The following is a 13167-nucleotide window of genomic DNA, read 5'->3' as shown; positions in this document are numbered from 1 at the left end:
CTTTGGCAGAATAGTTATGCAATATTTATGCGTTAAAAGTTAAATGTAAACCACGTTTACATTTAAAGTTAGCACAAAATATGGCTTCGTGGAGGCGGGGGGAGTAAATGTCGGCAATACCAGAGTAATTACCGACATTTTACCGGGTTATACCCGTCATACTTCAGGCCGCAGAAGCGTTGGTTTTGTTACCCGGCTCAGCCACGAGCCTCGCCTTTACCGGCCCCCGGTCTGCGCCTTGAAGGAGACCGGGGATTCTTTGCCAGGAGCCAGCGGCCGGTTAGCGTTTTTCCAGACTTTGACGCAGGGTGCCTGCCGGCGCATGGCCGTTATTGCCGAGGTAGCGGACGTCATCTACCGCCCAGCACTGGCCTTCCTGAATCATCAGCACTTCATCCTTCCAGCTTTGGGTGCCCTGTTTTAGCTCCACGCGCAGCGGAATGTTGCGCGCATCGCGGTTGGGGATCGTGGAGGCACTGGCGACCTCGGCGCTGTCGGCCGGGGTACTGCTGCTGGAGAACAGATTAGACTGCAGCAGGGCGTTGTTCGACGGATCCTGACGCGCGTCGTTCAGCAGTTTTGCCAGACCGTCGCTCAGGTACGGACGCAGCGCGGTTAAATCGCTATTGCGATTCTGCAGCTGGTAGTCATAAAACTTCTGCGCCACGTCATCCGGGCCGCCTTCGATGCAGGGGCCGCTACGGGTGCCGTTATCTTTGTAGGCAGGCGTGACGGTAGTACAGGCGCTGAGCGCCAGCGCGCAGGGGAGGACGAGTGCAAGAACTTTGTAGCGCATGATGATTTCCTTATGAGCTCACTACGTTAGAATATCTTTTCAAGCATAGTGTATCAGATAGGGATTGTGCTTGACCCTTAGAGCTAACGCATTGAACGCTAAAGAAGGAGTTTCATCATGCAATTTTCCACTACTCCGACCCTTGAAGGTCAGCCCATCATTGAATACTGCGGCGTCGTCACCGGGGAAGCGATTCTCGGCGCCAACGTATTCCGCGATTTTTTCGCCAGCATTCGCGATATCGTCGGCGGTCGTTCCGGCGCCTATGAAAAAGAGCTGCGCAAGGCCCGCGAAATTGCGTTCGAAGAGCTGAGCGAGCAGGCGAAGGCGCTGGGCGCCAATGCGGTGGTCGGGATTGATATTGACTACGAAACCGTGGGAAAAGACAGCAGTATGCTGATGGTCAGCGTCAGCGGCACCGCGGTGAAGACCCGCCGATGAAACGATGCCGGGCAGGCGTACTGCTGGCGCTGCTGCTGGCGGGCTGTGTCAGCGAAAAAGGTATTATCGATCGCGATGGCTATCAGCTGGATACGCGCCATCCGGCGCAGGCCGCTTATCCGCGCATCAAAGTGCTGGTGATCCACTATACCGCCGATGATTTCGACGTTTCCTTAGCGACGCTGACGGATAATCAGGTGAGCTCTCACTATCTGATCCCGGAGAAACCGCCGCTGCACGGAGGCAAACCGCGGATCTGGCAGCTGGTGCCGGAAGAGGATCTGGCCTGGCATGCGGGGGTCAGCTTCTGGCGCGGCAGCACGCGCATTAACGATACCTCGATTGGCATTGAGCTGGAGAATCGCGGCTGGCAAAAAACGGCGGGGGTGAAAAGCTTTACGCCGTTTAATCCGGCGCAGATTGACGCCCTGATCCCGTTGGCGAAGGACATCATCGCTCGCTATCAGATCCTGCCGCAGAACGTAGTCGCGCATGCCGACATTGCCCCGCAGCGCAAAGACGATCCGGGGCCGCTGTTCCCGTGGCGCAGGCTGGCGGAGCAGGGGATTGGCGCATGGCCGGATGCCCGGCGCGTGGCGTTTTATCTGCAGGGGCGTCCTTCATACGAGCCGGTAGACACTGCCGAGCTGCTGGACGTCCTGGCGCGCTACGGCTATCAGGTGACGCCGGAAATGACCCCAGCGCAGCAAAAGCGGGTGATTATGGCTTTCCAGATGCACTTCCGCCCCGCGCGCTGGGACGGCGTTGCCGATGCGCAAACGCTGGCGATTGCTGAAGCGCTGCTGGAAAAGTACGGGCGCGGTTAATAGTGCAGCTTGCCGTGGTCCTTCAACCACGCGGCGGTGCGGATAATCCCTTCATCCATGTTCACCACCGGCTGATAGCCCAGCTCCTGCTGAGCGCGAGAGATATCAAGGGTAAAATCGAAGTTCAGCTTGGAGACACCGTAGTGGGTAAAGGCGGGCTCTTTAGCTGACTTATTGCCAAAGCGCTCCATGCTGCGGGCGATAATATCCAGCATAGGATAGGGAACCGATCGGATGCGGCACTTAATCCCCAGCTCATCGATGAGTTTCAACACGATGCTGTGCAAGGTTTGCGGTTCGCCGTTAGTGATGTTGTACGCCCGGGCCGAGGGCAGAAGGTCGCACTGTGGCTGGCTGGCGAGCCACATCGCGTGCACCGCGTTTTCATAATAGGTCATGTCCACCAGCGCGCTGCCGCCGCGCGGTAACAGAACGCTGCCATAGTGCTGCATCATCTGCGCCAGACGCGGAATAAACACTTTATCATGCGGGCCAAACAGGCTTTGCGGACGCAGGATCGTGAAGCGGGTATTCGGGTTGGCCTGCGCCAGAAGATGGATCACGTCTTCGCTTGCCGCCTTGCTGCGGGCGAATTCGTTGGCGAAACGCTGCGGACGAAAATCTTCCTGAACATCGCGATGATGGTGGTAATCAAAATAGAGCGACGGTGAGGAGATATGTACGAAGTTGCGTACGCCCCAGGCAACCGCCCATTCGCCGAGGCGACGGGTTGCGCGGACGTTGGCTAAATCGAAAGCCTGCTGAGTGCCCCAGGGTGAAGTAAAGCTGGAACAGTGCCACAGGGTATCGATACCGGCGAGCATCACTTTGGCCTGCGAAGAGACCAGCTCGGTTAAGTCCGCAGGGACGAACTCTGCGCCCATTTTGCTCAGAAGCTTGCCCATCGCTTCGTTGCGCCCGGTCGCTCTGACGCTAATGCCCCTGTTACGCAGATATTCCACCGCGTTGCGGCCTAATCCGCTGGTCGCACCGGTAACCAGTACCTTCATATCGATCCACTGTTTAACAAAAGAATTTCGTGCGCATTTTTCCGTGATTCTGACTACGATGCAATGAGAATCATGAAAGAATTCTGTACCTATACTCTATTTGATGGTGATTTGCTCCGCCAGGTGCGCGATGCGTCGGGCCATACCGCGAAAAATAAACAGATGCGCCGGGATCATCAGCAACCAGTAGCAGAGTCCCGGCATACCATGCGGGTGCCACCAGGCGCGGACGTCCAGTTCGCGATGGTCGCCTTTATCGCACAGGGTAAAGCTCAGGCGGCCAAGGCCGGGCGCTTTCATGCCGAATAACAGCGTCAACTGCTTTTCCGGCTCGACGATAATCACCTTCCAGCTGTCCACCGCATCGCCGGTCTGCAGATATTCATTTTCCGGGCGACCTTTTGCCAGCCGGTGACCGACCAGCAGATCCATCGAGCCGCGAGTTTTCCACAGAGCGTTGCCGAAGAAATAGCCCTCTTTGCCGCCAATTTGGTTGACCACCTTCCACAGCGCAGCAAGGCTGGCGGAAGTGTTAACGGTGCAGCCCGCCTGTTTCGGGTAGTAACCGTACTCTGGGCGCCAGCGGGCAAAGGCCTGCGCATCGTAGCCCCAGTCGCTGGAGTTCACCAGCTGCTCCTCTTCCTTTAGCGTGCGGCGCACCGCTTCATCAAAAGCGATGAGAGGTTGCGGGATGAGCGCCCGCAGGGCGCGGTCGTCGGCGATCAGATCGTGCTTTAGCCCCTGAATTAGCGCCCTGGCCGTGGTTGACGGCACTGAAGTAATGATGTTGAGAAACCACACCGAAATCCAACGGGTCGGAAAAGGAATGGGGATCAACGGCCGACGTTTGCCGCTGACTGCCATAAAGCGGATAAACTGCTGCTGATAGCTCAAAATTTCCGGCCCGGCGGCTTCAAAAATGCGATGCTCTGCCGCAGGATTGTTCAGCAGCTGCAGCAGATAATAGAGTAAGTTTTCCAGCGCAATCGGCGTGGTGCGCGAGCGCACCCAGCGCGGCGGCGTCAGTACTGGCAGGTTGTAAACCATATCACGCATCACTTCGAATGCGGCGGAACCGGCGCCGACGATAATGCCGGCGCGAACTTCCGCTACCGGTATGCCCGATTCGCGCAGCAGATCGCCGGTGATCTGGCGGGCGCGCAGATGATCGGATTGTTCCTCTTCTGCAACCTGTAACGAACTGAGATAAATGACTTCGTTCACCGGCGTCTTGCGCAGCGCGTCGCGGACGTTAAGGGCGACCTGCCGCTCGTGGCGGATAAAGTCGCCGCCTTCGCCCATCCCGTGTACCAGATAATAAACGGTGTCAACCTGCGCCAGCAGGGCGGGTAGCGCGTCAGGCTGGTTTAAATCGAGCGAGTAGCACTCGACGCCGGGGAGATGCTGCTTCTTGAGTCTGTCGATCTGGCGCGCCGCCGCCAGCACGGTGAAGCCCTGCTCGCTGAGCCTTGTCACCAGATGCTGGCCGATATAACCGCTGGCGCCAAGCACCAGAATTCGCTGCGACACGCCGGTCTCCTTAACGATTTAAAAATGTCTGCCAGTGGCTAACCACCTCGGCAAGCTGCTGACGGTTCACGTCAATATGCGTCACCAGGCGCACGATGGGCGAGGCGTTGATCAGCACTCCGCGTTCGCGCAGATACTCGCCCAGGGCGGCGGCGCGCGCTTCACCGACGCGAACAAACAGCATATTGGTGTCATGACGCATCACATCCGCGCCGGCGGCGCGCAGCTGTTCTGCCATCCATGCGGCGTTATCATGATCCTCTTTTAAACGCTCGACGTTGTTCTGCAAAGCATACAGGCCCGCAGCCGCCAGAATCCCGGCCTGACGCATCCCGCCGCCGACCATTTTCCGCCAGCGGATGGCGCGGCGAATATACGCTTCGCTCCCCACCAGCAGCGAGCCTACCGGCGCGCCGAGACCTTTAGACAGACAGATGGTGAAAGAGTCGCAGTAGCGGGTGATCTCACCCAGCGCGCAGCCGTATTCCACGACGGCGTTAAAGATACGCGCCCCGTCGACGTGCAGCCCCAGGCCGCGCTGACGCGTAAACTCCCAGGCATCTTTAAGATATTCACGCGGCAGCACTTTGCCGTTGTGGGTGTTTTCCAGCGACAGTAGCCGGGTAGGGGCGAAATGGATATCGTCCGGTTTGATTTTGGCTGCGACTTTATCGAGCGGCAGGGAACCGTCAGCTGCGGCGTCGATAGGCTGCGGCTGGATACTGCCGAGCACCGCCGCGCCGCCGGCTTCGTAGAGATAATTATGCGCGCCCTGGCCGACAATATACTCTTCGCCGCGCTGGCAGTGGCTGAGCAGCGCGACCAGGTTGGCCTGAGTGCCGGTCGGCAAGAAGATAGCGGCCTCTTTGCCCGCCAGGTCGGCGGCAAAGCGCTGGAGTTCGTTAACGGTCGGGTCATCGCCATACACGTCATCCCCGACCGGGGCGGCCATCATCGCTTCCCGCATGGCGCGGCCCGGGCGGGTGACGGTATCACTGCGTAAATCTATCATGACATATCCTTATACACTTCATCCTTCGCGCTGCCTCTGCGTTGGCTGCACCCTCAAACCCCGGTCACATCGTTATTTCTGCTTCCGGGGATTTTCGGGCTTGCCGCCTTGATGCGACACGAATATTTTTGCGTATGAATTGAAAAGGATATTTTTACCTTAGCCAGTTAGTTTTCGCCAGTTCGATAACCTCATCGCCGCGGCCGCTAATAATCGCGCGCAGCATGTAAAGGCTGAAACCTTTGGCCTGCTCCAGTTTGATCTGCGGCGGCATCGCCAGTTCTTCACTGGCGACCACCACATCCACCAGGACCGGGCCGTCGATATTGAAGGCGGTTTGCAACGCCTGGTCAACGTCAGCCGCTTTTTCGACACGGATGCCCTTAATGCCGCAGGCCTCGGCGATGCGGGCAAAGTTGGTCGCATGCAGCTCGGTGCCGTCTGTCAGATAGCCGCCGGCCTTCATCTCCATCGCGACAAAGCCCAGGACGCTGTTATTGAAGATAACGATCTTCACCGGCAGCTTCATTTGCGCCAGCGAGAGAAAATCCCCCATCAGCATGCTAAAGCCGCCGTCGCCGCACATTGCCACGACCTGCCGGTCGGGGGCGGTGGCCTTCGCGCCGATGGCCTGCGGCATGGCGTTAGCCATCGAACCGTGGTTGAACGATCCGATCAGGCGGCGCTTGCCGTTCATCTGTAAATAGCGCGCAGCCCACACGGTTGGCGTTCCGACGTCACAGGTAAAAATGGCGTCGTCGTCGGCAAAGTGGCTGATCCGCTGCGCCAGATACTGCGGATGAAGGGTTTTATCGCTTGGCTTCGCCAGGTCATCGAGCCCCTTGCGCGCGTCGCGATAGTGTTCCAGGGCTTTGTCGAGGAACTTGCGGTCGGTTTTCTCTTCCAGATGCGGCAGCAGCGCGCTGAGGGTGGATTTGATATCGCCGATCAGCGCCATGTCCACTTTACTGTGCGCGCCGATACTGCCGGGGTTGATATCGATCTGAATAATTTTTGCGTCCGTCGGGTAGAAGGCGCGATAGGGGAACTGGGTGCCGAGCAGCACCAGGGTGTCAGCGTTCATCATGGTATGGAAACCGGAGGAGAAGCCTATCAGCCCGGTCATCCCAACATCATAAGGGTTATCGTATTCAACGTGCTCTTTGCCGCGCAGCGCGTGAACGATAGGCGCTTTCAGCTTCGCGGCGAACTCAACCAGCTCTTTATGCGCTCCGGCGCAGCCGCTGCCGCACATCAGCGCGATATTGCTCGAATAGCGCAGCAGCTGGGCCAGTTTTTTCAGTTCTTCTTCTGCCGGCGTCACCTGCGGCAGCGGGGCGTGGTACCAGTGGCTGCTGGCGCTTTCCGGCGCGGGTTTTAGCGCAACGTCGCCGGGGAGCACCACTACCGAGACGCCGCGGTTAATCACCGCTTTGCGCATAGCGATGGCCAGCACCTGCGGGATCTGCTCCGGCGAGGAGACCAGTTCGCAGTAGTGGCTGCATTCGCGAAACAGCTCCTGCGGATGCGTTTCCTGAAAGTAACCGCTGCCGATTTCGCTGGAAGGAATATGGGCAGCGATGGCCAGCACCGGAACATGGTTGCGGTGGCAGTCGAAAAGACCGTTAATCAGATGCAGGTTGCCCGGCCCGCAGGAACCGGCGCACACCGCCAGTTCGCCGGTAAGCTGCGCTTCCGCTCCGGCGGCGAAGGCGGCAACTTCTTCATGGCGCGTGGGCATCCAGTCGATGGTCCCCATGCGGTTCAGGCTGTCGCTTAAGCCATTAAGAGAATCCCCAGTCACGCCCCAAATACGTTTAACGCCAGCCTGTTCTAGAGTTTTGGCAATGTATGCCGCCACGGTCTGTTTCATGGTTTTCCATCTCCTTAAGTGATAACGCTTACAAGCTTAGATGAAAATGACCATTACGCCCGCCGTTTGCCCCTCATTTTCAGCTGCTTTTATTCGTCGGACATTGCGCATACGCTGTGTTCACCTTCGGTGGTAAACAGGAATCATTTCAAATGGTTAAATCTCTGTTAAATGGTGTTAATAAATTGCTGTCGCATGATGATTTTGGCAAACTTTTGTTACGACTTGCCGTTGGCGGCCTGATGCTGTTTCACGGATTACACAAGCTATTCGATGGCGTGGGGGGCATCAGCAGCATGCTGGTGGCGAAAGGTCTGCCGGGCTTTATCGCTTATGGGGTTTTAGCTGGAGAAGTGGTTGCGCCATGTCTGCTGATTGTGGGGATCCTGACGCGCCCCGCGGCGCTGGTGCTGGCATTCACGATGGTTGTGGCCTGGCTGATGGTCGGGACGGGTAAAACCTTCGCGCTGGATGCGGTAGGCGCGTGGGCGATTGAGAGTCTGGTCTATTTCTTTGTTGGCGCGCTGGCGATTGCCTTCCTTGGGGCAGGGCGCTATTCCATTGGCGGAACCTCGGCCTGGCGCTAAGTGCACCAGGGTTTCTGCCTCACCCTGGCCACATCCTGTTTGCCGGGGTGTCGCCGCTCGTTTTTCAGACCCTTTTCTGGGGCGTTATTTTAAGATATTGATTTTTTAATATTTTTATTCTTGCCTAAAAAAGGGTAAAAGGGCCTTTTATTGATTATTGCATGATAAAACAATGAGGCAGGTGCGCCGGGCTAGTGTTCACTGCCGTACAGGCAGCTTAGAAATTGCCGTCTGTTGCCAGAGCGAAACCACGGCTTGTTCACTGCCGTACAGGCAGCTTAGAAAGGATGACCGATCGTATCGGCATTTTTGAATTGGTTCACTGCCGTTCCGGCAGTTCAGTAAGAGCCATGCTACCCGACGATTACCGCGTAGCATGGCCAGCAACAACATTAAGCCAGTACCAAATCTCCCTGCGGCTGGCAGGAGCAGGCCAGCACGTAGCCTTCAGCGATTTCCGCATCGGTTAACGTCATGGTGCTGCTGACGGTATATTCACCGGAAACCACTTTCGTTTTGCAGCAGCCGCAAACGCCCGCGCGGCAGGCGACGGTAACCGGCACCTTATTGCTTTCCAGCGCTTCGAGCAGCGTGGTGCCGACCGGGGCATAAAACGTTTTCGCCGGCTGCAGTTTGGTGAACTTCAGACCGCTGGTGGCCGCGACGGCGACTGGCGTAAAGAACTGCTCTTTAAAGAAGCGCGTCGCGCCCAGCGCTTTCACTTCCTGCTCGACGAGATCCATATACGGCGCCGGACCGCAGGTCATCACGGTGCGCGATGCCAGATCCGGCACGCTTTGCAGTAGTTCAGTCGTTAAACGTCCTGCCACGAAACCGTGGGTAGCGTTATTTTCCGCCACCAGCGTCACCGGATACTGACGCCACTCCTCAGCGAAAATCACATCCTGCGGCGAACGAACGTTAAAAATCACCTGCACATCAGCCTGCGGGCGATATTTTGCCAGCCAGCGGCGCATCGACATGATCGGCGTGACGCCGCAGCCTGCGGCCAGCATCAGGAACTTATCGTCCGCTTTATCATCGCAGGTGAAATCCCCCATCGCGTCGGACAGCCAGATATAGTCGCCGCGCTTTACGTCGCGGGTGAGCCACTGTGATCCCGCGCCATCGTCAATACGGCGAACGGTCAACGTAATATATTCGCTGACGCCCGGCGTGGACGAAATAGTGTAAGCGCGCAGGGTCTCTGCCGAATTACGCACGCTCACCAGTGCGTACTGCCCGGCACGGTACGGATAATAGTCATGGCAGAGCAATGAAATGGTCCACACATCCGGCGTTTCCTGATGGATGTGATGCACCTGCATCCGCCACGGGCATTGTGAGGTTGGCATGGTCATGGATAGCTCCTTACGCGCTCAGCAGTTGCTTCATGTCTTCTTCTACGGTGGTCACAGAGCGCAGACCGAATTTCTCATTGAGCACGGCCAGCAGATCCGGGGTGAAGAAGCCTGGCGCGGTCGGGCCGGTTACGATGTTTTTCACGCCCAGTGAGAGCAGGGTCAGCAGAATGACAATCGCTTTCTGCTCGAACCAGGAAAGCACCAGCGATAGCGGCAGATCATTGACGCCGCAGCCCAGTTTTTCCGCCAGGGTCACCGCCAGGATAATCGCCGAGTAAGCGTCGTTGCACTGACCGGCATCGACCAGACGCGGCAGGCCTTCAATATCGCCGAAATCGAGTTTATTGAAGCGGTATTTACCGCAGGCCAGGGTCAGGATCAGGCAGTCGTCCGGTACGCTGGTGGCAAAATCGGTGAAGTAATTACGCTCGCCCCGCGCGCCGTCACAGCCGCCAACCAGGAAGATGTGGCGCAGTTTTTCCCGGCTCACCAGATCGATAAGGGTATCAGCAGCGCCCAGAAGGGTCTGACGGCCGAAACCTACGGTGATGAGATGCGGGATCTCGCTGTACGGGAAGCCTGCCATCTGCTGCGCCTGGGCGATAACCGGGGCGAAATCTTCGCCTTCCAGATGGTTCACGCCCGGCCAGCCAACGATGCTACGGGTCCAGATACGATCGTCATAGGCGCCGACGGTTGGGTCGATGATGCAGTTAGAGGTCATGACGATCGGCCCCGGGAAACGGGCGAACTCCACCTGCTGGTTCTGCCAGCCGCTGCCGTAGTTCCCAATCAGGTGTTTGAATTTACGCAGCTCCGGATAGCCGTGCGCCGGCAGCATTTCCCCGTGGGTGTAGACGTTAACGCCGGTGCCTTCGGTCTGCTCCAGCAGGTTATAGAGATCTTTCAGGTCATGGCCGGAGATCAGGATGCACTTGCCCTCGGTCGCTTTAACGTTGACCTGGGTTGGGGTCGGATGACCGTATTTGGTGGTCTCACCGGCGTCCAGAATGCTCATGACTTTGAAGTTCATCTGGCCGATTTCCATTGAGCGCTCCAGCAGAGCGTTCATATCGGCAGGCCAGGTACCCAGCCATGCCATGATTTTATGGTACTGGGCGTAGATGTCGTTATCGTACTGGCCCAAAACGTGCGCGTGCTCCATATAGGCCGCAGCGCCTTTCAGGCCGTACAAGCACAGCAGGCGCAGGCCGAGAATGTTCTCGCCGATGGCCGCTTTGTCTTTGTTCGGAGTAAATTCCGCCGCCTGACGCTGCAGGTCGCCCAGATCGTCGCTAGCCAGTTGCACAGCGGCCATCGGATTGTTAACCGTCGCGTGGGCATCAATGCTCAGGCACCGGGCTTTAAGCGCTTCACGCATGGCGATAGCCTGGCGCGCATAGCCAACGATACGCGGGGAGTCGAAGTTAACGTTAGTCAGCGTAGAGAAAAAAGCGCGCGGCGCAAAGCTATCGACGTCGTGGTCGATGATGCCATATTCACGAGCTTTAAGCGCCCAGGCGGAGAGGCCCTGCAGAGAGGCAATCAGCAGATCCTGCAGATCGGACGTTTCGGCCGTTTTCCCGCACATACCCTGCGCGTAAGAGCAGCCGTTTCCTGCTGGAGTACGGATGGTTTGTTCACATTGCACACAAAACATGGTCACACCTTTTAAAGTTATATTTAATATACATGTTTAAGGTTATGCCCGAGCGCGTGAGGAGAAAAGGTATTTCTGATACAACTTACAGGGAGATTGATTTAGCGCAAAATTGGCGGCAGAGGGCTACCGCCTGAGAGGTATTAAGCGGAGAAAAAGGCCATCAGGATGGGCACCAGCAGGCTGAGAATGAAGCCATGAACAATAGCTGCCGGCACGATCTCCACGCCGCCTGAGCGCTGCAGCACCGGCAGCGTAAAATCCATCGATGTTGCGCCGCACAGGCCTAGCGCCGTTGAACGGCTGCGGCGTACCAGCCCCGGGATCAGCATAATCGCCAGCAGCTCTCGTGCCAGATCGTTAAAGAAGGCGGCGCTACCAATCACCGGGCCATAGGATTCTGTTAACAGGATGCCGGAAAGCGAATACCAGCCAAAGCCGGAGGCCATGGCCAGGCCGGTTTTTAGCGGCAGGTCGAGAATAAAGGCATTAATGATTCCGCCCAGCAGTGAGCTCACCATCACCACCACCGCAACCATCATTCCGCGGCGATTCAGAACAATTTGCCGCAGGGTCATGCCATTATTACGCAGTTGAATACCGATCAGGAACAGCAGGAAAATCAGCGTATATTCACTGGCCTCGGTGGCGTGTTGTAAAAAAGGCAGGCCGCTCAGGCCAATAAGAAAACCAATAAGGACTACGCCGCATAGCTGAAGGGATTCCAGCGCCATTGCCAGACGCGAGGGTAATTTTTCCTGGCGATGATGATTTTGCCAGGGCATTTTCTGCTCAAGCCACATCAGAGCCGCAATATTACACAGCAGGATAATGACGACGCTGACCGCTGCGTAATGAAGTATCGACAACAGGTTGCTGGCCAGATTATCGAGGAACGCCAGGCTAATTCCCATAAAAAAGAGAATAACGTAAACGATCCAGCTCAGAAGTCGTGCGATAAGTTTAAGGGCTGACGGCCGATGGAGAGGAATAAGGTAGCCTGCGATTAACGGCAGCAGAATGATTAATAGTCCCGAAAACATGAACGACGTGGTCCTTGCAGAGTGAAAATAGCGTCCCTGACACTACCCAAATCGCCGGACTGAGTAAAGTAGTCGAAAAAAAGAAAGGCCCGGGAAACCGGGCCTTCAGAGAAGCGAGGGTGCTTAACTGCGTTTTTCCAGCAGAGTACGGTAGAGCACGCCGCCGAGAATACCGCCGATAATCGGCATCACCCAGAATAGCCACAGCTGCTGCAGCGCCCAGCCGCCCTGGAAAATCGCTACCGCGGTGCTACGAGCCGGGTTGACAGAAGTGTTGGTGACCGGAATGCTGATCAGGTGAATAAGGGTCAGCGCCAGGCCAATGGCGATAGGGGCGAAGCCCGCCGGAGCGTTTTTATCGGTGGCACCGTGGATGACCAACAGGAAGCCGCAGGTCAGGACAATCTCAATCACAATTGCGGAGAGCATGGAGAAACCGCCAGGTGAGTGTTCGCCGTAACCGTTCGACGCGAACCCGCTGGCGGCGGCGTCAAAGCCCGCTTTACCGCTGGCGACGATATACAGAATAGCGGCGGCAATAATACCACCGACAACCTGGGCGATAATATAGCCAATCACCTCTTTAGCCGGGAAACGACCGCCAGCCCACAGGCCTAAAGTGACTGCCGGGTTAAAGTGGCCGCCGGAAATATGACCGACGGCAAACGCCATGGTTAATACCGTTAAGCCGAAGGCTAACGCGACGCCGGCAAAACCAATACCTAATTCCGGGAAGGCTGCCGCCAGAACGGCGCTGCCGCAACCACCAAACACCAGCCAGAATGTACCAAAGCATTCTGCTGCTAATTTTCTAAACATAACCACCTCAATAAAATAATGTTACGAGCGCGGAAAACCGCGCCGGTCTTTATTTATCGATATAAATAACGACGATAAAAATAAAGCGCCGCTATTTTATGGACGTTCAACATCGTCGCACTAGCAATATAAATCGAGGTAACTTGATTTAGGGCAAGGTGATGTGATTCCTTCAGTAATGTCTACCGAGTTGAAGTGTAGAACA

The 13167-nt window shown here is 56.8% G+C and carries 12 protein-coding genes; 3 read left to right on the top strand and 9 right to left on the bottom strand.

Going from position 1 to position 13167, the window contains the following annotated elements:
* Positions 1-280 precede the first annotated feature (280 nt).
* Positions 281-796, bottom strand: a complete 516-nt coding sequence (locus ABLV11_RS11620; protein WP_004100604.1) for a lipoprotein — start codon at positions 794-796, stop codon at positions 281-283.
* A gap of 117 nt (positions 797-913) precedes the next feature.
* On the opposite strand from ABLV11_RS11620, the gene ABLV11_RS11615 reads away from it, so the two are divergent.
* Complete coding sequence (locus ABLV11_RS11615) at positions 914-1237, top strand: heavy metal-binding domain-containing protein (protein WP_004100606.1); 324 nt, start codon at positions 914-916, stop codon at positions 1235-1237.
* Positions 1234-2064, top strand: a complete 831-nt coding sequence (locus ABLV11_RS11610) for an N-acetylmuramoyl-L-alanine amidase (protein WP_123830257.1) — start codon at positions 1234-1236, stop codon at positions 2062-2064. The genes ABLV11_RS11615 and ABLV11_RS11610 overlap by 4 nt, the downstream gene beginning before the upstream one ends.
* Here ABLV11_RS11610 and ABLV11_RS11605 read toward each other — a convergent pair.
* The 4 genes from ABLV11_RS11605 to poxB all read right to left on the bottom strand — a co-directional run bounded on the left by ABLV11_RS11605 (position 2061) and on the right by poxB (position 7489).
* On the bottom strand, positions 2061-3074 hold the full coding sequence (locus ABLV11_RS11605) for an NAD(P)-dependent oxidoreductase (RefSeq protein ID WP_004100611.1): 1014 nt from the start codon (positions 3072-3074) through the stop codon (positions 2061-2063). The two genes, ABLV11_RS11610 and ABLV11_RS11605, sit on opposite strands and share 4 nt — an antisense overlap.
* A 96-nt stretch (positions 3075-3170) precedes the next feature.
* Positions 3171-4604 carry a DUF2867 domain-containing protein gene (locus tag ABLV11_RS11600; RefSeq protein WP_126488862.1) on the bottom strand — a complete coding sequence of 478 codons (1434 nt, stop codon included), beginning with the start codon at positions 4602-4604 and terminating at the stop codon, positions 3171-3173.
* A gap of 10 nt (positions 4605-4614) precedes the next feature.
* On the bottom strand, positions 4615-5616 hold the full coding sequence (gene ltaE, locus ABLV11_RS11595; RefSeq protein ID WP_047720081.1) for a low-specificity L-threonine aldolase: 1002 nt from the start codon (positions 5614-5616) through the stop codon (positions 4615-4617).
* Between the two features lie 154 nt (positions 5617-5770).
* Complete coding sequence (gene poxB / locus ABLV11_RS11590) at positions 5771-7489, bottom strand: ubiquinone-dependent pyruvate dehydrogenase (protein ID WP_126488863.1); 1719 nt, start codon at positions 7487-7489, stop codon at positions 5771-5773.
* 152 nt (positions 7490-7641) lie between these two features.
* On the opposite strand from poxB, the gene ABLV11_RS11585 reads away from it, so the two are divergent.
* The gene (locus ABLV11_RS11585) at positions 7642-8076 is read left to right on the top strand and encodes a DoxX family protein (protein ID WP_108704013.1); all 435 of its coding nucleotides are present in this window, start codon (positions 7642-7644) and stop codon (positions 8074-8076) included.
* Between the two features lie 392 nt (positions 8077-8468).
* Here ABLV11_RS11585 and hcr read toward each other — a convergent pair whose 3' ends face one another.
* The 4 genes from hcr to aqpZ all read right to left on the bottom strand — a co-directional run bounded on the left by hcr (position 8469) and on the right by aqpZ (position 12962).
* Positions 8469-9437, bottom strand: coding sequence for an NADH oxidoreductase (gene hcr, locus ABLV11_RS11580; RefSeq protein WP_016808077.1), 969 nt, complete (start codon positions 9435-9437; stop codon positions 8469-8471).
* Positions 9438-9447: 10 nt separating this feature from the next.
* Positions 9448-11100 carry a hydroxylamine reductase gene (hcp, locus tag ABLV11_RS11575; protein WP_126488864.1) on the bottom strand — a complete coding sequence of 551 codons (1653 nt, stop codon included), beginning with the start codon at positions 11098-11100 and terminating at the stop codon, positions 9448-9450.
* Positions 11101-11243: 143 nt separating this feature from the next.
* Positions 11244-12143 (bottom strand): lysine exporter LysO family protein, encoded by a 900-nt coding sequence (locus tag ABLV11_RS11570; protein WP_004100620.1) that lies wholly within the window; start codon positions 12141-12143, stop codon positions 11244-11246.
* A gap of 123 nt (positions 12144-12266) precedes the next feature.
* Positions 12267-12962 (bottom strand): aquaporin Z, encoded by a 696-nt coding sequence (gene aqpZ / locus ABLV11_RS11565; RefSeq protein ID WP_004100621.1) that lies wholly within the window; start codon positions 12960-12962, stop codon positions 12267-12269.
* Positions 12963-13167: the final 205 nt, after the last annotated feature.

The organism is Klebsiella sp. GW_Kp181, assembly GCF_040062315.1.
Taxonomy (GTDB): domain Bacteria; phylum Pseudomonadota; class Gammaproteobacteria; order Enterobacterales; family Enterobacteriaceae; genus Klebsiella; species Klebsiella oxytoca.
This window is presented reverse-complemented; position numbering and strand designations above follow the sequence as displayed.